This window comes from Planctomyces sp. SH-PL14 (assembly GCF_001610835.1).
GTDB lineage: Bacteria > Planctomycetota > Planctomycetia > Planctomycetales > Planctomycetaceae > Planctomyces_A.
In genome coordinates, this window is record NZ_CP011270.1 from 4,522,507 (window position 1) to 4,541,258 (window position 18,752).

Here is an 18,752-nt window from a genome sequence, read left to right on the forward strand (position 1 = left end):
GGACATGTGCTCCTTCAAAGAAGCCCCGCCGAGACGGGCCTCCGGCGGGCAAAGGGGCGTTGCCCCTCTGCACTCCCCACCAGGGGACCCCTGGACCCGGTTTGGTCGGCGACGTTGAGTGCGCGCTGTTGGAGTCTTCACAAAGCCTCCTCCGACCCTTCAAAGACGCTGGCGACTTCGCGCTGGCCATGCCGCTTCGTACCATAAGAGTCTTCCCCCAACCGCCGCGCCCCGCGCGGACTCAACCCCCTAACGACGGAAGCCCACGCCTTCCGTCCCCCTCGCGCGCGGGTCCACCGGCCGCCGCGACGACAGCCCCGGTGACGGCCAAATCATGTTCGAAGGCATAACCTCAAGCCTCTCCGATGTTTTCGGCAATATCGTCCGCGGCAAGCTGACCGAAGGAAACATCCGCGAGGGGATGCAGAAGGTCCGCCAGGCCCTCCTCGAAGCCGACGTCAACTACGACGTCGCCAAAGACTTCTGCGACAAAGTCACCGAACAGGCCGTCGGCGAACGCGTCCTCAAGTCCTTCAACCCGACCGAACAGATCGTCTCGATCGTCTATCAGGAACTCTGCAACCTGATGGGCCCCGTCGATCACTCGATCGAGATGCGCCGCGGCGAAGTCACCGTCCTCATGATGTGCGGCCTTCAGGGGGCCGGTAAGACCACCACCTGCGGCAAGCTGGCCCAGATGCTCCGCCAGCACGGCGCCAAGCCAATGCTCGTCGCGGCCGACCTCCAGCGCCCCGCCGCCATCGAGCAGCTCAAGGTCATCGGCCAGCAGCTCAATATCCCGGTCTACGCCGAAGAACCCGGAAAATCGAACCCGGTCCAGGTCTGCGTCAACGGCCGGAAAGAAGCCCAGAAACAGGGCTGCAGCGTCCTGATCCTCGACACCGCCGGCCGCCTCCACGTCGACGACGCGCTCATGAAAGAGCTCGTCGAGATCGACAACAAGCTGATGCCGCACCAGGTGCTGCTCGTCTGCGACGCCATGACCGGCCAGGACGCGGTCAAGAGCGCCAAGGCCTTCAACGATGCCCTCGAGCTCGACGGCGTCATCCTCACCAAGCTCGACGGCGACACCCGCGGCGGGGCCGCCCTCTCGGTCAAGTCGGTCACCGGCGTCCCGATCAAGTTCGTCGGGGTCGGTGAACAGTTGGACAAGATCCAGCCGTTCCACCCGGAACGAATGGCGCAGCGGATCCTCGGCCAGGGGGATGTCGCGACCCTGCTGGAGATCGCGCAGGAGAAACTTGATCAGACGGAAATCGAACGCCAGCAACAGCAAATGGCGTCGGGCAAGTTCACGCTCGACGATTTCCTGTCGGCGATGAGGCAGATCAAGCGGATGGGGAGCATGAAGGGGCTCCTGAAACTGATCCCGGGGATGGGCCAGATCGCGGCGGCCCTCGATCAGGCCGATGGGATGGACCCGGACAAGGATCTGCGGCGGATCGAAGCCGTGATCTCCTCCATGACGCTTGACGAACGGCGAAATCCTGACAAAATCGATCGTTCCCGCCGAAATCGAATCGCGGCGGGGAGCGGATCCGATCCGGTGGTCGTGCACGAGCTGCTCAAGCAGTTCGACGGCATGCGGTCAATGATGACCAAGATGGCCGGCATGAGCGCCCTCGATCGGATGAAGGCCATGAATTCCCTGCCGCAGCTGATGCAGCCGGGCGTTCAATTGGGGAATCCCAAGGAACGTTCCGCCAGGGGCCCGCAGGAGCGGGACAAGGTTCGCGATTTGAAGAAGAAGCAGCGTCTGCAGGCCAAAGAGGCTCGCAAACGCAACAAGAAGCGGTGAGATGGGTTGAGCGTCGAGGGTTGAGCGTCGTGCGTTTGGAAACGAACGCCCCGCATCGCCTGCCATTCGAACGAAGATGCCCGCCGGAAAAGTCTTGAGGCCCTTGGCCGAAGTTTCCTACGCTCAGCGTTTCCCTATTTCACGCTCAACGCCCGTCGGAGTTCGCAGTGGTTGTTCGTATTCGGATGAAGCGCCTGGGTCGGACGCACCGCCCGTTCTACCGTATTTGCGTCATGGACAAGCTCCAGGCCCGCGACGCCGAGGCGATCGAGGAAGTCGGCACCTATGACCCGATGGTCAAGGACAAGTCGAAGCGCGTCACGATGAACCTTGAGCGGATCAAGTACTGGGTTTCGGTCGGCGCGCAGCCGAGCGACAAGGTCGCGGTTCTGATCAAGAAGTTCGAAACGAACTCCTGGGGTGCTGAGAAGCCCCCGGCGCCGCTGACCCCGCCGAAGGAGAAGAAGGCTCCGGAAGCGGCCGCCGCTGAAGGTGAAGCCCCCGCGGAAGCACCGGCCGAAGGCTGAGCGATCGCGTTGTGAACATGATTTCCACACGGTTCCGGTCTCCCGGAACCGTGTTTGTTTTTGCGCAGCGCGAATCTCCCGTCCGCTCTATGGAGACGGGAGGCAGACGAACCCGTCCTTGCCGGCACGGCGCTGTTAGCTCAAACTCAACGTGCGACGGCAGCCGGGGTCAAGGGGGGCACCCAACGCCGTTAACCCCGGTTGAGGAGCTTGAGTCTCCTGGCCTGGTCGATCTGCTGGGACGTGGCGTTGGTGATCTTTGGCGATCCCGCCGGCCGCTCCTTCTTCCTCCGTGTGTAGTCCCGGCTGGCCTTGTTCTTCCGCTCATACGGGTCGGTGACGGATTCACGCAGCATCGCGCACAGCGTCTGACCTCGAACAACGGGATGCCGGTAGTCCCGTATCAGTCGACGGAACGACCGCAAGACTCCCGCCATGCTGATTCGAGACAGCGGAACCTGGGCCTTCGCCAGTTCCACTGCAACCGACAGTCCCATGCCCCACAGGCCGACCAGCGACCATTCGAGCTCGACCGCGGCATTCAGGGAGGACAGGCTGCGGAGTTTTCGTCGACCGAACGTCTGCTTCAGGGTTCGATAGAACAGTTCCACTCCCCAGCGTTTGCGGTACAGGTCCAGGACCGCCCGGTCGCTCAAGATCTTCGGGTCCCGGACGCTCGTGAGCAGAGAGATCGGAGATCTCGGTCCCTGGGCCACGATCAGCCGGAACACCAGAGGCGGATCGAGCCGTTTGGCGGCCTCGTCAGGCCAGACGTAGACGGTTCCTTGCGATTCCCGCACGAACCCCAGCTTCCGCAGAAGCTTGACGTTCGCTCCCACCCGAACCAGCAGATGCCGGCCGCTTCCCAGGACTTTCCGGGCGAAGTCATAGCCCACGAAGCCGGCGTCCGCCGTCATCAAGCTTCCCTCGGGCAGGTCCTGGAGCATCTGAAGGGCGTGTTCCCGCTCACTGCTGTCGGCGGGGCCGATCCGCCAGTCCCACGGAAGCCCCGTCCCGACATGGAACAAGGTCGTCAGCCACATCTGGGGAACGCGGGCCGCCTTGGCCCCGGCGGCTGTTCTCGTCCGTTGGCGGCGGTGGCGCCTCTTCCGGATCGATCTCTTGAACGACGGGGCATAGGCCGTCTCGTGGGACTGGGTGCGAGGGAGCTCCACTCGGCTGCCATCGACCCCGTAGACCACCAGACCGCAGGATTCCCACTGCCGGGGGAGCGTCTGGCGAATCCGCTTTCGGAGAGCCGTCGTGAGAAGATAGACCAGGGGAACGGTCCAGCGTCGGAGGAGCTTCATGAAGGCCTGGGACGACCCGGCCAGAGGGCCGTGATGGGGGAACAGATGCGCCATCAGCCTGTGGGTCGTGACAAACCGTTCCTGCAGTGTCTGCTCATCGGACCAGGCCCACAGAAGGGCGGCTCGAACCAACAGTGGTGGCGTCCACGTGCAGTCGTGCCGGAAGAGGATGGTCTTCCAGTCCGTCCCAGCCAGAAGCCATTGCAGAGCTTTCTCGAGATGCCGAGAATTGAGCGCAACATCCGGAGACAGGTCTTGATGCGGCATCCCCGAATCCTTTCGGGAGGGCGAAGTGGGTGGGTTTCAGTGTGAGAACCGAAGCGTCTCCACAACGCCATGTCGCATCAAGACTTTCTTTTTGAACACGAACCAGGGTTAACGGCGTTGGGGGGCACCCCTTGCCGCCGGAGGCGCTTCCATGAGGAACCGTGGGACACAACGCGCGTCTCCTTTGTGGACCGGCATTGAGGACTCCCTCCAACTAGACCGCTGGCTTTGCAGTCCCCACGTGTTGGTGAGGGGGCATACGACACGTCATCCGCGCTTGGACACTCACTCCTTCAGACATCCCTCGACGGCCAGGCCTCCGGCGGGCAAGAGGGCCAAAGAAATAACACAGGCCCCCTTGCATCCCCCACCAGGGGTGACCCCCTGGACCCCGGTATGAGGCACGATGGATCGTCCGTCGCCGCTGCGGACCATCGCCGCATTCGCATCACGGCCGCCTCCGGAATACAACAGCATCTCGTGCTCCCCGAATCTCCGGAGACCGACCGATGCGCTCGCTGCTCCTGCTGACGCTGTGCTTCCTGTGGCCCTCCTTACTGCTCGCGGCCCCGCGGCCGAACATCATCCTCATCATCACCGATGACCAGGGTTACGGCGACCTCGCCTGCCACGGCAACCCGCACGTCCATACGCCAAACATCGACCGACTCGCCTCAGAGAGCGTCCGGCTCACGAACTTTCACGTCAGCCCCACCTGCGCCCCGACCCGCTGCGCCCTCATGACCGGCCGGCACGAGTTCCGCTCCGGGGTCACGCACACGATCAATGAGCGGGAGCGGATGAGCCTCAAGGCCACCCCCTATCCCCAACTCCTCCAGAAGGCGGGCTACCGGGCCGGGATCTTCGGCAAGTGGCACCTCGGAGACCAGCCGGAGTACCAACCGGGGAAGCGGGGTTTCGACGAGGTCTTCATCCACGGCGCGGGAGGGATCGGCCAGACCTATCCCGGCAGCTGCGGAGACGCCCCCGGCAACTCCTACTTCAGCCCGGCCATCCTCCACAACGGCACGTTCGAGAAGACCAAGGGCTACTGCACCGACGTCTTCTTCAGCGAAGCCCTGAACTGGATCGACCGGCAGCGGTCGCAGGGCCCGTTCTACTGCCACATCGCCACGAATGCGCCGCATGGCCCGCTCGACTGCCCCGAGGAGTACCAGAAGCGCTATCCGGATCTCGCTCCGGACCTGGCCAAGTTCTACGGGATGATTACGAACATCGACGACAACGTCGGCCGGCTGATGGCGAAGCTCACCGAGTGGAAGATGGACGAGAACACCCTCGTGATCTTCATGACCGACAACGGCGGGACCGTCGGCGTCAAGGACTTCAACGCCGGCATGCGGGGGCAGAAGGTGACGCCGTGGGAAGGGGGGATCCGGGTCCCTTCTTTCTGGCGGTGGAAGGGGACGTGGGGGCCGAAGGAGGTCCCCGAGCTGACCGCGCACCTCGACTACTTCCGGACCTTCTGCGATCTCGCGGGCGCCTCGATCCCGGAAGACGTGGCGGGACGGCTCGACGGCCGCAGCCTGATCCCTCTGCTCTCGCAGCCGAAGGCCGACTGGCCCGACCGGACGCTCGTGGCCCACATGGGGCGGTGGGAGCGGGGCAAGGTCGAGGAGGCGAAGTATGCGAACTGCAGCATCCGCAACGCGCGGTACTCGCTCGTCAGTGTTCCGGCCAAGCCCCGCCAGCCGGCGACGACTCCGATGTGGCAGTTGTTCGACCTCCAGGCCGACCCGGGGCAGAAGACCAACATTGCCGAGAGCGAGCCGAAGGTCGTGGAGTCACTCAGCGGTGCCTATGACGCGTGGTGGACTTCGATTCTTCCGGAGCTTTCGAACGAGGACGCGCCGGTGACGGGGACGAACACGTTTCATGACCTGTATTGGAAGCAGTTTCCAGACGAGCGCCCCCGAGACGCGAAGTAATGATGTCAGCCAACCGGGGGTCCAGGGGGTAACCCCTGGTGGGGAGTGCAGAGGGGCAACGCCCCTTTGCCCGCCGGAGGCCTGGCCGTCGAGAGATGTCTGAAAGAGTACGTGTCCAAACGCGGACACGGTGCCGTATGCCCCCTCACCAACCCGCGAGGATTGCAAAGCGAGCGGGGAGTCCTCAACGCTGGTACCACAAAGGGGACATCCGTTGCTTACCACGGTTCCTCACAGGAGTGCCTCCGGCGGCAAGGGGGTGAGACCCCCTTGACCCCAGGCTGCCGTAGCATGCTGGGTTTGAGCTATGGGAGTCGTGCCGGCAAGGACGAGGTTTGAGCAGCGAATCCATCCCGGGTCAGCAGACCATCTCGCAGACTTCCGCGTCGAGCGCCTTCTTCTCCGGGCAGCCGCAGTCGGTCCACCACAGGTCCGCCTTGTCCCGCGACCATTGCCCCGCGTCGCCGCACAGCGCCAAGGCATCCCGCAGTTCGGAGGCCGACTGCAGCCGATCGTCCGGCCGCTTCTCAAGACACTTGAGAACCACTGCCTCCAGATCCGCCGGGACTTCCAGGTCTGGAACCGAGAGGGGCGGGACCGGCTGCTGGGCGTGAGCCAGGATCACCTTGATCGGCGTGTCGGCATCGAACGGCACCCGCCCGGAGAGCAGGTAGTACGCCGCGATCCCCAGTGAGTAAATGTCGCTGCGGGCATCCGGTGTATCGCCCGAAGCCTGCTCCGGCGACATGAAGAGCGGCGAACCCGTGATCAGCCCCTCCTGCGTCAGCCCCAGGTCGGTCGCCTTGGAGAACTGATCGCGGACGAGACCGAAGTCCAGGAGCTTGGCCACATCGTGCACGCCGCCGCGGTACGCGGAGAAAATGTTGGCGGGCTTGATGTCGCGATGAACCATCCCGTGCTGATGCGCCTCCTGCAGCGCGTCGCACACCTGCGTCAGCAGATGAATCACGCGGGCCGGCTCAAGCGGTCCATGCCGCTCGACAATCTGCTGCAGGTTCATCCCCGGCAGGTATTCCATGACGTAGTAGAAGATCCCATCCGCCGTCCGGCCGTAGTCGTAGATCTCGATCGTGTTCCAGTGCGTGAGCCGCGCGGTCGCCTGGACCTCCCGCTCGAAGCGGGCCAGCGCCTGCGGATCTCCCGCCTTCGAGGCGGCGATGAGCTTGATGGCGCACGGCCGGCGGAGGAGGACATGCTCCGCCAGATGGACCTCTCCCATCCCTCCTTTGCCGAGCAGCTTCTTCAGCCGGTACTGCCCGATCTGGCGGGCCTCGTAGGCTTCCCGCCGCAGCAGGCCGATCGTCCGCACTCCCCACACCGCGACCCCGGCGCTGAACACGATCGCCAGCGACTGGTTGGCGAGGACGGAGACGAAGATCGGCTGCTCGGTGAGGACGCGGGCGACTTCGGGACGGAGCAGCGAAGGGAGCCATGTCGCCAGGACCGCGAGCCCGGTGATCGGCCCGAGGATCTGGACCGCCCGCTGCCAGGTGGTCGGGATGTAGAGGGCGTAGATGAAGATCAGGACGATCCAGGGGTGGACCGGGTTGATCAGAAAGCCGAGCGGCGCGGTCTCGATCTGGGCGACGTTCGTATTGAAGAAGAACTCGAACGTCGTCGAGGCGAAGATCAGGAACTCGACGACCCGGAGGGAGGCGATGGCGTGTGTGCAGCGGACGCACAGTCGCCAGGCGATCAGCATCAGGAGCATCGTCACTCCCAGATGCGTCCACCACTGGGCGCGGTGCCACATCGTCGTCAGACCGTCGACGTCGAACAGGCCGAGGACGGTGAAGACGATAAAGCCGACCGAGAGCACGAGGGCGACGTTCCGGAGCCGGCTGGCGAGGAGGGAGCTCATCTCCCCGGTCAGTCCGGGCGTGGTTCCGGCGATGATCTGGACGGCGGCCCGTTGAGCGACGGGGGTTGGCGCGAGTGGCGACGCCATCAGCTGGGTCGCTTCATACGCGGAGGAGAGAGGGGGCATGATGACGAGGTCGGGGGCCGTTGTCGGTCGCAAGGCAGTGTGGCCGTGGGCAGCACGGCATCGCCGCAGGAACGCTCGGATTTCGCCAATCATAGTCTCGGCAGCGGCGAATCGAGAGTCTTGTAGCAGCTTTGTTCATCGCAAAGTGTTGTGGGGCAACGAGCCCAAGGCGTTCGCCCGAAGCCGGGAGACACTTCTGCCCGGGACATCTGCTGGCCCGAACCGCGTCCTTGCCGGCGCAGCGATGCCACCTCAAACCCAACCTGCTACGGCAGCCGGGGTCAAGGGGCCAGAAAAACAACACAGGCCCCTCTGCACTCCCCACCAGGGTGCCCCTGGACCCGGATGGGGGCGATGTCAGGCCGGCCGCGGCAATCACTTTCCGATACAGATCAGCGACTTTTGACCGCGAAGAACGAGCGCACCATCCACAACCGCCGGCGTGGCATTCGTCGCATCCCCCACATCGTTCCGCGCGAGCTCGACATATCCCGCCGACTGCGGCTCAAACACAACCGTCTTGCCGTTCTGAGCCGTCGCGTACGCCCTCCCTTCCGCCAGGACCATCGAGCTCCAGTAGTTCCCCCCGGCTCCCCGGTCCTGCCACAGGACCTTTCCACTCCGGGGATCCAGGCACTCAATCGTCCCCGGGCCGGCGTTGGGCCGGTAGACGTGCTCGCCAACGACCAGCCCCGTCCCGATGCTCTGCGGGCTCTTCTCCGTCCGCCACAGACGGGCCGTGTCCGTCATGTCCCCCGTACCGCCCAGCGTGAAAGCCATCGCCGGCCCGCTGAACCCGCCGGTCATGAAACACAGGTTCCCCACGATCAGCGGCGAGGAATAGGCAAGGTCCCCCCCGCCATGCCGCAGCCCGGAACACCACCACAGCGCCTTGCCGTCCCGCGGGTCATACCCCACGACGCGGGTCGGCATCGCCACGATCAACTGGTCCTGCCCGCCAACCTTGGCCACGACCGGCGTGGCCCATGAGCCAAAGTACCGCCGGTCGGGCGTGTTGCTCCCGTCCCCTTCGACCGGCTCCTCCGTCTGCCAGATCGTCTCACCGGACTGGAGATCGAGAGCCGCCACGAAGACCCGTTTTCCTGGTCCCGAGTGCAGGATCACGCGTCCCCCGTGGAGAATCGGGGAGGTCCCGTATCCCCAGATGTGACGGAACTCGCCGAAGTCCCGCGTCCAGCGCTTCTCGCCGCTGAGGGCATAGGCATGAAGTCCGCCGGTGGCGTGCCACACGACCACCGTCTGGCCGTCCGCAACGGGCGTGGTTCCAGCGTGCGGGTTGGTCTTGTGCGTCGGCATCTCGCGGTCGATCTCGACCGTCTGTTTCCATTCGAGCGACCCGTCGAGCAGGCGGTGGCAGATCAGGCTCAACCGCTTGCCGGCGGGGTCTTCGGCACTCGTGACGAAGACGCGGTCTCCCACCACGATGGCGCTGCCGTTGCCCGGCTGCGGGAGGGGCACTTTCCAGCGGATGTTTTCGTCGGGGCCCCACTTCAGCGGGACACGGGCGGCGTCGGCGGTCCCGTCCCCCCGCGGTCCCCGGAAGGCGGGCCAGTCGTCGGCAAGGGCCGGAATCGCCGTCGCGAGACAGGCCAGGATCGCCAGCCCGTGCCGCATGCGGCGGACGATCGATGTTCGAGGTGAAAGGTCGTCGGAAACGCCGGTCCGCATGGTGCCGTCCCCTCTGTCGTCGAAGATATGGCCCGCCAACGCTCCTCCTTTGCGAAGTATGGGCTTGCGGCTGGCGAACTTTCCAGATCGGGGGGCCCGCCCAGTGACCGACTGCACCCGACGGGAGCGGGGACTATGCTGTGACGAGCGACACCGGACCTCCGACCGACCTCGTCCAAGGCTCCTCTCTCCTGATGTCTTCCCCTCCTTCGATCCCTCGGTCGGCCCGAGAGGCCACGGCCCACGCGGAGGGAGCGGGGCCGGGAGTCGGACTGGTCGTCCTATCGGTCCTTGATGCCGCCAAACTCGCGCTGGTGCTTCTCTCGGGGTTGGGGCAGCCTTGGCCGGACTCGGTCGGTTACTGGTCCCTCGGTCGGGACGTCGCCGCGGGGGACCTGGCCCTGTGGGGCGCGGCGGTCGGCTATCGCACCCCCGGGTATCCGTGGTTCCTGGGAGGACTGCAGTGGGCCCTGGGCGACCGGGCCCTGCTGGCGACTGCGATCTTCCAGCAGGGATGCGTGTGGCTCACCCACCTGATCGTCGTGCTCTGGACCTGGCGGCTTTCCGGATCGCGACGAGGGGCGCAGATTGCCTATGCGCTCTGCGTCTGTTCGACGGCCCGGCCCCTGTACGCCAACTGGATTCTGACGGAAACGCTGGCGACCTTCATCCTCGTCGGGGTGTCATTCCTGCTCTCATCGACCGGGAGCGCCGCGCGGCTCCGGTCCATGCTGCTGGTGGGGCTCCTGGCCGGGATCGGGGTCCTGATCCGTCCTTCGCTGATCGTGCTGCCGATTGCCGTCCTGGCGGCGGGAGTCTGGCAGGCTCGAAGCCTGTCCGGGTCGCGAAGTCGCGCCGCCACGATCATTGGTCCGGTTCTCCTGGCGCTTCTGATCGTGGTTCCGTGGGCCGGGCGAAACAAGGTCCTCTTCGGCCGCTGGGCGCTCGTGACTTTCGCGGGGCGGGAACTCTGGACAGCCAACTTCAGCCCGTGGCCCGGAGCGGGGCTGGCAATACCGGAAGACGGCCCGGGAGGGGAGCTGCGCGACCGCATCGCGGCGGAACCGGCGATCGATCTCCGTCACAACTGGAGCGTGGCGAAAGCCCTGGCGGCCTCGGGGCTCAATGATGCGGAGCTCGACCGTCTCATGGAGCGGACGACATGGCAGGCGATCCTCCGCCAGCCAAACCGCGCGGCGTTCTACGGGGCGGCGCGGTGTCTCACGTTCTGGTATTGCCGGGAGTTCGCCCCTCCGACGAACGAGATCGGCCGATTCCCATCAGGAACGACGATGCCGATCCCCTCCAGCACCCGGGAAACGGTTCTCGCCTGGACGCCTGAGCGTCGGCAATGGTTCGTCGTGGCGGCGGGGGCGATCAGCGGATTGTGTGTCCTGCTGCTGATCCGGGATCCGGCGACGCGCTGGAACGGTCTCCTGCTGGCGGGGCTCTGCGGAGGGACGACCCTCCTGACCGCCGGCTTGGAGATCCCGACCTACCGCTATCGCCTGCCGCTGGAACCGCTCCTTATCGTCGCCGTCGCGACCGCAGCGTCTCGATTCCTCCACACGCCGACGGACGAACCCGCCGGAGGATGATGTCGCTCAGGCTTCCTGACGCACGCGGGCCGGCCGCGGCGAGCTGTTGACGCGGGCCGGCTCCAGGTCGTCTTCGGCGGTCGACATCCCGAGGGCCTCGTAGGTCATGCAGTGACCGGTCATTCCGCGGTAGAGAAGCCCGCCTCCAACCGCCAGCGTGAGGATGTTCCAGGATCGGGCGAACAGCAGGCTGCTTGCCAGGAGTCCGCCGCCGATCAGAAGGGAAAGCTGCTGCTCGTGCTGGCTGATGTTCCGGTGACAGGCGGAACCGCATTCGGAGGAAGTGTTTTGAGATGCCATCATGTCCTCGATTCTTGCAGAGATAGATTCGGTGAGGGTGGAGCGGGCAAACTGTGTGCCCCGGACGAAGGAAGGTGATCCCTGGAAGGCCGGATGTTGTTGAACCGAGTGGTTCGACGGTGGTAGAGTCGGGCGCGGATCGGTGTCGGCTTTGGGCATCGTGGATCGTGAGGGCAGGGGACGAGGTGACGGAATGAGCACATTCCTGTGGCGAACGACCGGCCTCTTCATGCTGGCGGTGCTGATGTCCCTCGGGCCGACAAGTCTCGCCCAGACGAAACCGGGGCTCGGGACCGCTTCGAAGAGTCCCGCCGACAAGGCGATCGACGGGGCGTTTTCCAAGCTCCGGACGATGCGCCGGCCGGCCGACGGAGTCGCCCTGCTGACCACGCTCCTCGAAGACAAGACCTTCTCCGCCGTCCAGCGGCAGAAGGTCGCCAGGGAACTGGAGGTCTGGCAGAAGCGCGAGGCGGACAAGCTCGTCCGCAGCGGGACCAGCTGGATCACCGCGGAGGAGAAGACCCGCCGGGAGAAGGAGGCGGACCTGCTGATCGAGAAGGCCTTCCTCCTGATCGACACGAAGGACTATCGGTCGGCCCGGGAAGCCCTCGAAAAGGCGAGCCGGACCGACGACGCCGGGCTGAGGGCGGACTTTCTGCTGGGCCTGCTCAACACGCCGATCCTCGCCAATTCGCCCGAGACGGCGGAGAAGCATTTCCGCAAAGTGCTGACGCGCTCGCCGAATCATATTCCGACGCTCAACAACCTCGCCCTGTGCTGCGTTCGGCAGAAGGAGTTCTCGAAGGCGTATGAGTGCTGGCGGCAGCTGGGCGAAGTCGCCCCCAACACGCCGGAGCTGTCGCACAACCTCGGCCGGCTGCTCGACGAGTCCGGCAAGGGGCTCATCAACCTCGGGAACTCCGAGAAGAAGCGGTTTCAGGACCTGTACCTCGATATCGCCACCGGGGAGAACGCGCCGGACCGCTACAAGCAGGGGGGCTGGCGGTACATGCACCTCACGCTTCCGAAGGAGGAAGCGGACCGCACCCCTGTCCGCGACGCCTCGTCGCTGATCCTGGCGGCGAGCGGGACGGGGTTCGCGATTCTGCCGGGGGTGGTGCTGACCAACCGGCACGTCGTGAACGACGCGCATTCGATCCGGGTCGATGTCGAGACCGCCTCCGGCTGGACGTCGCTCGAAGCGAAGGTCAAGGCGGTCAGCGACACGCTCGACCTGGCGATCGTGGAGTGTCCCAAGCTGGTTTCACCGGCGGTGCAGGTCTCGACCGGCGCGCAGCGCCGCGGCTCGGAGGTGATGATCCTGGGCTACCCGAAGCCGGGCGCGCTCGGTCGGACGCTCAAGACGACGCGGGGCTCGATCACCGCTCTCCCCAGCAGCGACTACGACGGCATGCTGCTGTTCGACGCGACCGCCAACCCCGGCAACAGCGGCGGTCCGATCGTCGATCAGAACGGGAACGTCATCGCGGTCCTGACGGTGGGATTCGACCTCAAGGGGCAGCTCACCGGGGGCGTGACGATGTCGGACGCGCTGAAGTTCATCCAGTTCCACTATGGGGACTATCGGCCGAAGCAGGGGGGCAAGAAGCTCGAATGGCCCGACGTCGATGAGCTGATCGCCAAGTCGACCGTGATGGTCGGGGTCTACCAGCAGGTCGTGAAGCTCGGAGCGGGGACAGGGGGGGCCGCGGGACAGGCGACGAAGTCGTCCGGCTCCTACATCGAAGACAACGCCTGCTCGTTCTGTGGCGGTTCGCAGATGGTCACCTGTTCGGCGAAGGGGTGTTCGCGGGGTGGCATGTCGGTGACGGAGACGGTCCAGGCGGGGACGAACCCGGTCACCGGGCAGGCGCTCTTCAAGTCGGTGACGCGGAAGGTCTCGTGTGGTACCTGTGGCGGGACGGGAAAGATCGACTGCCCCCGATGCCACTGATTCAAACCGCGTCCTCGTCGGCACGACTCCCATAGCTTAAGCCCAAGGTGCTACGGCCGCTGGGGTCAAGTTGGCTCACCCCCTTGCCGCCGGAGGCGCTTCCATGAGGAACCGTGGTAAGCAACGGACGCCCGCTTTGTGTCACCGGCGTTGAGGACTCCACGCTCGCTTCGTAGTCCCCGTGGGTTGGTGAGGGGGCATACGACACGTCGTCCGCGTCTGGACACTCACTCCTTCAGACAGTTCTCGACGGCCAGGCCTCCGGCGGGCAAAGGGGCGTTGCCCCTCTGCACTCCCCACCAGGGTGCCCCTGGACCCGGTGAGGGCTGTGACTTCGGGTGAGCTGTTTCACCGGGGAGCGCGCCGGTAGACTTACGGGCTTGTGCTTGAACGAGAACGGTGAGAATGAGCGGCTGCAGTTACGAATTCGACGTCGTGGTCATCGGGGCGGGACACGCCGGAATCGAGGCGGCCCTCGCGTCCGCACGGCTCGGAGCCCGCACCGCCTTCCTCACCATGAACTGCGACACCGTCGGCCAGATGAGCTGCAACCCAGCCATCGGCGGCGTTGCCAAGGGACAGATCGTCCGCGAAATCGACGCCCTCGGCGGCGAAATGGGGAAGTGCATCGACGCCACCGGCATCCAGTTCCGGATGCTCAACAGCGGCAAGGGGCCCGCCATGCACAGCCCCCGCGCCCAGGCCGACAAGAAGGCCTACCAGTTCCGCATGAAGGAAGTGGTCGAAAACGAGCCGAATCTGCACCTGCGACAGGAGATGGTCGAAGGCCTCCTGACGGAGGAGGCGGAAGGCGGAAGGCTTAAGGCGGAAGGTAGAGGGGAAGAGGCCGTGAACGGCCTCCCATCAGAGGCGCCGGACGCTGAGCTCCCCTCTTCTCTACCTTCAGCCTCCCGCCGCATTCGCGGCGTCGCCGTCCGCGGCGGCGCTGTCTACCGCTGCCGCGCCGTCATCGTCACGACCGGGACGTTTCTTCAGGCGATCATGCACACGGGAGAAGCGAAGACTCCCGGCGGACGCGCGGGGGACGGCACGACGGGGACGATGTCCGACAGCCTGCGGGACCTCGGCTTCGAGCTGGAGCGGTTCAAGACCGGCACCCCGTGCCGCCTCAACGGCCGGACGATCGACTTCTCCGTCCTCAAGGAACAGCCCGGCGACCCCGAGCCGACCCCCTTCTCGTTCCTGACCGACCGGATCGCGCAGCCGCAGATGTCCTGCTGGCTGACCGACACCAACCCTTACGTCCACGACCTGATCCGAGCCAACCTCCACCGGGCCCCGATGTACAGCGGTCAGATCCGCTCGACCGGCCCGCGGTACTGCCCGTCGATCGAGGACAAGGTGGTCCGGTTCGCCGACAAGGAATCGCACCAGATCTTCCTGGAGCCCGAAGGACGGAACACCTGGGAGTATTACTGCAACGGGATCTCGACCAGCCTGCCGCGGGACGTGCAGGACGAGCTCGTCCACTCGATCCAGGGGCTGGAAAAGGCCCAGATCATGCGGTACGGGTACGCCGTCGAGTACGACTTCGCGCCGCCGACGCAGCTCCACGCGACGCTGGAAACGAAGCGTGTCGAAGGGCTCTACTTCGCCGGCCAGATCAACGGCACGACCGGCTACGAAGAAGCCGCGGGACAGGGGCTGATGGCGGGGATCAACGCGGCCCTCAAGCTGAAGGGGGAGCCGCCCCTGATCCTCGACCGCAACCAGGCCTACCTGGGGGTGTTGATCGACGACCTCGTGACCCGCGGCGTCGACGAGCCGTACCGGATGTTCACGTCGCGGGCCGAGTACCGGCTGCTGCTGCGGCAGGACAACGCCGACCGCCGCCTGACGCCGACCGGAGTTCGGATCGGCCTGGCGACGGAAGAGCGGCGGACGCGGCATGAGGCCTACGAAGAGGAACTGGCGCGAGGGCTGGCCTTCCTCCGGAAGACGCGGCACGAACACGACACACTGGAGGCGTGGCTGCGGCGGCCGGAGATGACTTGGGACAGCCTGTGTCAGATGGCCCCGGCCGTGGGAGAGCTGGGGCTCAGCCCGCGGGCGGGCGAGCAGGTCCAGATCGAGGTGAAGTACGCTGGTTACGTCCAGCGGCAGGAGCTGGATGTGAAGCGGGCCGAGAAGGTCCAGGCAATGCGGATCCCCGAGACGTTCGACTTCCGGGCGATCCCGCAGCTCCGGGCCGAGGCGCGGGACAAGTTGAGCCGGGTCCAGCCGCGCGATGTCGGACAGGCGGGCCGGATCAGCGGCATTACGCCCGCGGACCTGGCGGTCGTGATGCTCTATCTCAAGAAGTGACGAAGCGGGCCGGGTCGGTGCGGGGAGGGAGAACGCAATGAAGGCGTCGGCGATCCCGAAGGCGAGTCTCGATCCGCACAGGAACTACGTCGACACGTTCATCACGGTCGCGCCGGACTCCACGGCGAAGGAGGGGACTGCGCCGCCCGTCCGGGGCGAGGCGCCGACGATTCCGCAGCTGGAGTTCGAGCTGTTGTCGAAGAGCCCCGGAAAGTGGACGCAGCAGGAGCTTCAGTTCGCGGTCCATCTGCGGCGGGAGGGGATTGCGGCCGCGGAGGCGAAGAGTCGGCACCGGGAGTTGTGGGAGGCGTTCTTCTCGAAGTCTCACGCCTGCCTGCGGGCCTCTGCGCTCCCCAAGAAGTACGGCTGGGGGTTGCGATTCGATTCGGATGGCCGGATTACGCTCGTGTCGGTGGAGAGTTCCGAGTACGCGCGGATTGCAGCGGGTCGTGAAGCCGGGACGAAGATCGTTCCGGCGATGCGGAGTCGTCGGGCGATGTAGCGTACTGCACGGGCCGCGTCCTTGCCGGACGGACTCTGGTAGCTCAAACCCAACGTGCTACGGCCGCTGGGGTCAAGGGGGCCACGCCCCCTTGCCGCCGGAGGCACTTCCATGAGGAACCGTGGGACACAACGGATGTCCGCTTTGTGGAACCGGCGTTGAGGACTCCCTCAAAATACACCGCTCGCTTTGCAATCCCCGCGGGTTGGTGAGGGGGCATACGACACGTTGTCCGCGCTTGGATACGCCCTCCTTCAGACATTCCCCGACGGCCAGGCCTCCGGCGGGCAAAGGGGCGTTGCCCCTCTGCACTCCCCACCAGGGTGCCCCTGGACCCGGTCGGGACGGAGAGCCCCCGTCGGACGTCTGCTCTCCCTTCAGCCTCTCCCACCACTACTTCGACTTCAAATCAAACGTCTGCGTCCACCCCGCGTCCGGCACCGTCAGCGTCAGCTTGGTCTGAGCGGCGTCGCTGAATCGCGGCGGCACCGTCTCGATCGCACCAACGTCCGCCGCCGACTGGCCCGGCGGAACAGGAGAGCCATTCGGCAGACCCATGCGGGAGACGACGATCTTGTACGATCCCGGCGGAATCCCGGTCTCGGTCCGCCACTTCGCTTCGAACTTCCCGTCCTCGCCCGTGTAAGCGACCCCCGCAATCCCCTTCGTCTCGCCGTCGGGAAGGAACGTCATGGCAGCCATCGTCAACGGCTTGCCGTCGAGAGTCACCATCCCATTGACGGGAGCCAGCTTCTCCGGCTTCTCCGACTTGGCCCCCCCGCAACCGACAAGCGCGGAGACGAGGAGCATGTAAGGAGCGAGTGAGCGCATCGGACGAATCGACATCGGACAGAAACCCGGGAATGGAGAAACCCTCCGTTCTCCGCTGACCACCCAAAGGGCCAGCGGAGAACCGGGGAGGGATGAGGGAAGGAGGGCTGTGGTGGTGGGACAAGGCCGGGTGCGGCCGCCCGCGCGGCCGAGAGAAGCGGAAGCGGAACGACAGGTCCCGCCTCCGTCACGACATCCGGCTGGAGGGAATCAGAAGTCGCCGAGCAGCTGACCGTCGGAGATCGTCCCCAGACGGCCGCGGGCGGTGTTGTCGAGGTTCTCGGTCAGGAACCGGACGGCGCCGTCCCCCATCAGGACGTTCATGCCTCCGGCGTGCACACTCCCGGGAGCGCTCCAGGTTCCGAGGCGGAGCGGGATCTGCGTGATCGGCGGAGTCCAGGCGCAGCAGTCCCAGTTGTTGATGTTCGCGGCGCGGGCCAGGTCGACCCCCTGCCCGACCCACTTGGCGTAGCCCCACGTCCCGGTGACGCCGTCGCGGATATCGAGCGTCGTCTCGCAGACCGCGACACTGTTGCTCATGCCGTCCTTCACGTCGCCGATTCGGGCGCTCGAGTTGATCCCGAACATCCGGCGGCTCGTCGAAGCAACGTTCATCCAGTCCGTGCAGTTGCTCGAGGTGCCGACAACATTGAACTCGTAGCTCGTCTTGGCCCCCAGGTAGGCGGCGTTGGCACCGCTGGACGCGATGGAGTAGTCCGCGGATGTCGTCGACCGGTAGAACCGGTCGCCAGGATCCGAGGGGCACAGGAATGCCGGAAGCGAGACGGAGACGACCTTGTCGTTCGTCCCCACCGCCGTCCCGGTCAGCACAGCCGGACTTCCGGTCCGCACGTGGTTGCTCGCGGGCGAGCTGTGGTCGTACTGGTTGTAGAGGGCCCCCTGGTCGATGTAGGGGAGCAGCATCGTCCAGCCGCGGGCGTTCCGGACGGGACTGTTCACCGTATTGGGGGCCGCCACGCTGATGCACGAGCCCGGGTTCATCGACGAGAACGGGAAGATGAAGTGCGTCTCGTGATAGCTGTGGAGGGCGATTCCGAGCTGCTTGAGGTTGTTCTGGCACTGCGACCGCCGGGCCGCTTCGCGGGCCTGCTGCACGGCGGGCAGCAGGATCGCCACGAGGACGGCGATGATGGCGATGACGACGAGCAGTTCGATCAACGTGAAACCGCTTGATCTCCCGCGGAGACCGGACTTCGAAAACAGCATCAGCTCACCCTGGGAAAAACGGAGACACTTTCGGGGCCGCCTTGATTCCTCGCGGGCGGCGCCGTTCGAACCTGTTCGACGCGTGGAACTCCACGCATTCGCGGAGGAGAGACACGGAGACGACCGCGTCGTGATCCGGCGATCGGACCAAGAGGTCCGGACAGGCGCTCAGCACGTTTCCGATCCCATCCTGGGCGGTCGCGCGAGCGATGTGCCTAGTGACTTAGCAAGCGACATTCCAACACCGCGAAACTGGCGATTGCCACGCGGGAAACGCAATCGGCAAAGGCCTCCGCCGGGACATCTGCTGCTGGAAACACTTCGCACAGAGTGGATTTAGGTCGATCTGCACCGCCCGTCTCGAAGCTCTCTCTGTTTTGCGAACAGTGCCCTTCAAAGCGGCAGTGTCCGATGGGTTCGCCGTGATGAGAGAGGCGCTCAGGCCC

At 65.5% G+C, this 18,752-nt stretch carries 13 protein-coding genes; 7 read left to right on the top strand and 6 right to left on the bottom strand.

The genetic code is table 11. The features are described 5' to 3' along the window. Positions 1 to 334: 334 nt before the first annotated feature. Both ffh and rpsP read left to right on the top strand, forming a co-directional pair. Entirely contained in the window at positions 335 to 1,819 is a 1,485-nt protein-coding gene (gene ffh, locus VT03_RS17485; RefSeq protein WP_075094170.1) for a signal recognition particle protein, read from the top strand. Between the two features lie 167 nt (positions 1,820 to 1,986). After that, positions 1,987 to 2,346: a 30S ribosomal protein S16 gene (gene rpsP / locus VT03_RS17490; protein ID WP_075094171.1), complete on the top strand. Its 360-nt coding sequence runs from the start codon at positions 1,987 to 1,989 to the stop codon at positions 2,344 to 2,346. A 191-nt stretch (positions 2,347 to 2,537) separates the two neighbouring features. Here rpsP and VT03_RS17495 read toward each other — a convergent pair whose 3' ends face one another. Next, a complete protein-coding gene (locus tag VT03_RS17495) occupies positions 2,538 to 3,923 on the bottom strand; it encodes a transposase (RefSeq protein ID WP_075091179.1) in 1,386 nt (461 codons plus the stop codon). Positions 3,924 to 4,432: 509 nt separating this feature from the next. On the opposite strand from VT03_RS17495, the gene VT03_RS17500 reads away from it, so the two are divergent. Next, on the top strand, positions 4,433 to 5,872 hold the full coding sequence (locus VT03_RS17500; RefSeq protein ID WP_075094172.1) for an arylsulfatase: 1,440 nt from the start codon (positions 4,433 to 4,435) through the stop codon (positions 5,870 to 5,872). Between the two features lie 358 nt (positions 5,873 to 6,230). Here the strand turns inward: VT03_RS17500 and VT03_RS17505 are convergent, their stop codons facing one another. Then, entirely contained in the window at positions 6,231 to 7,880 is a 1,650-nt protein-coding gene (locus VT03_RS17505) for a serine/threonine-protein kinase (RefSeq protein WP_075094173.1), read from the bottom strand. A gap of 375 nt (positions 7,881 to 8,255) precedes the next feature. Beyond that, a complete protein-coding gene (locus VT03_RS17510; RefSeq protein WP_082846303.1) occupies positions 8,256 to 9,569 on the bottom strand; it encodes a PQQ-binding-like beta-propeller repeat protein in 1,314 nt (437 codons plus the stop codon). 194 nt (positions 9,570 to 9,763) lie between these two features. Between VT03_RS17510 and VT03_RS17515 the strand changes: the two genes are divergently transcribed. Continuing rightward, positions 9,764 to 11,167 carry a glycosyltransferase family 39 protein gene (locus VT03_RS17515; protein WP_156514573.1) on the top strand — a complete coding sequence of 468 codons (1,404 nt, stop codon included), beginning with the start codon at positions 9,764 to 9,766 and terminating at the stop codon, positions 11,165 to 11,167. A 6-nt stretch (positions 11,168 to 11,173) separates the two neighbouring features. Here VT03_RS17515 and VT03_RS34250 read toward each other — a convergent pair whose 3' ends face one another. Further along, a complete protein-coding gene (locus tag VT03_RS34250) occupies positions 11,174 to 11,470 on the bottom strand; it encodes a DUF2892 domain-containing protein (protein ID WP_075094176.1) in 297 nt (98 codons plus the stop codon). A 190-nt stretch (positions 11,471 to 11,660) separates the two neighbouring features. Here VT03_RS34250 and VT03_RS17525 point away from each other — a divergent pair, with 190 nt between their 5' ends. The 3 genes from VT03_RS17525 (at position 11,661) to VT03_RS17535 (ending at position 16,248) form a co-directional block, all read left to right on the top strand. Then, a complete protein-coding gene (locus VT03_RS17525; protein ID WP_075094177.1) occupies positions 11,661 to 13,421 on the top strand; it encodes a trypsin-like peptidase domain-containing protein in 1,761 nt (586 codons plus the stop codon). 405 nt (positions 13,422 to 13,826) lie between these two features. Beyond that, positions 13,827 to 15,746, top strand: a complete 1,920-nt coding sequence (mnmG, locus tag VT03_RS17530) for a tRNA uridine-5-carboxymethylaminomethyl(34) synthesis enzyme MnmG (RefSeq protein WP_075094178.1) — start codon at positions 13,827 to 13,829, stop codon at positions 15,744 to 15,746. A gap of 37 nt (positions 15,747 to 15,783) precedes the next feature. Further along, positions 15,784 to 16,248: a DUF6157 family protein gene (locus VT03_RS17535; RefSeq protein ID WP_075094179.1), complete on the top strand. Its 465-nt coding sequence runs from the start codon at positions 15,784 to 15,786 to the stop codon at positions 16,246 to 16,248. 393 nt (positions 16,249 to 16,641) lie between these two features. Here the strand turns inward: VT03_RS17535 and VT03_RS17540 are convergent, their stop codons facing one another. Both VT03_RS17540 and VT03_RS17545 read right to left on the bottom strand, forming a co-directional pair. Beyond that, the gene (locus VT03_RS17540; protein WP_156514574.1) at positions 16,642 to 17,079 is read right to left on the bottom strand and encodes a carboxypeptidase regulatory-like domain-containing protein; all 438 of its coding nucleotides are present in this window, start codon (positions 17,077 to 17,079) and stop codon (positions 16,642 to 16,644) included. A gap of 210 nt (positions 17,080 to 17,289) precedes the next feature. Next, positions 17,290 to 18,306, bottom strand: a complete 1,017-nt coding sequence (locus tag VT03_RS17545; protein ID WP_075094180.1) for a DUF1559 domain-containing protein — start codon at positions 18,304 to 18,306, stop codon at positions 17,290 to 17,292. Between the last annotated feature and the right edge of the window lie 446 nt (positions 18,307 to 18,752).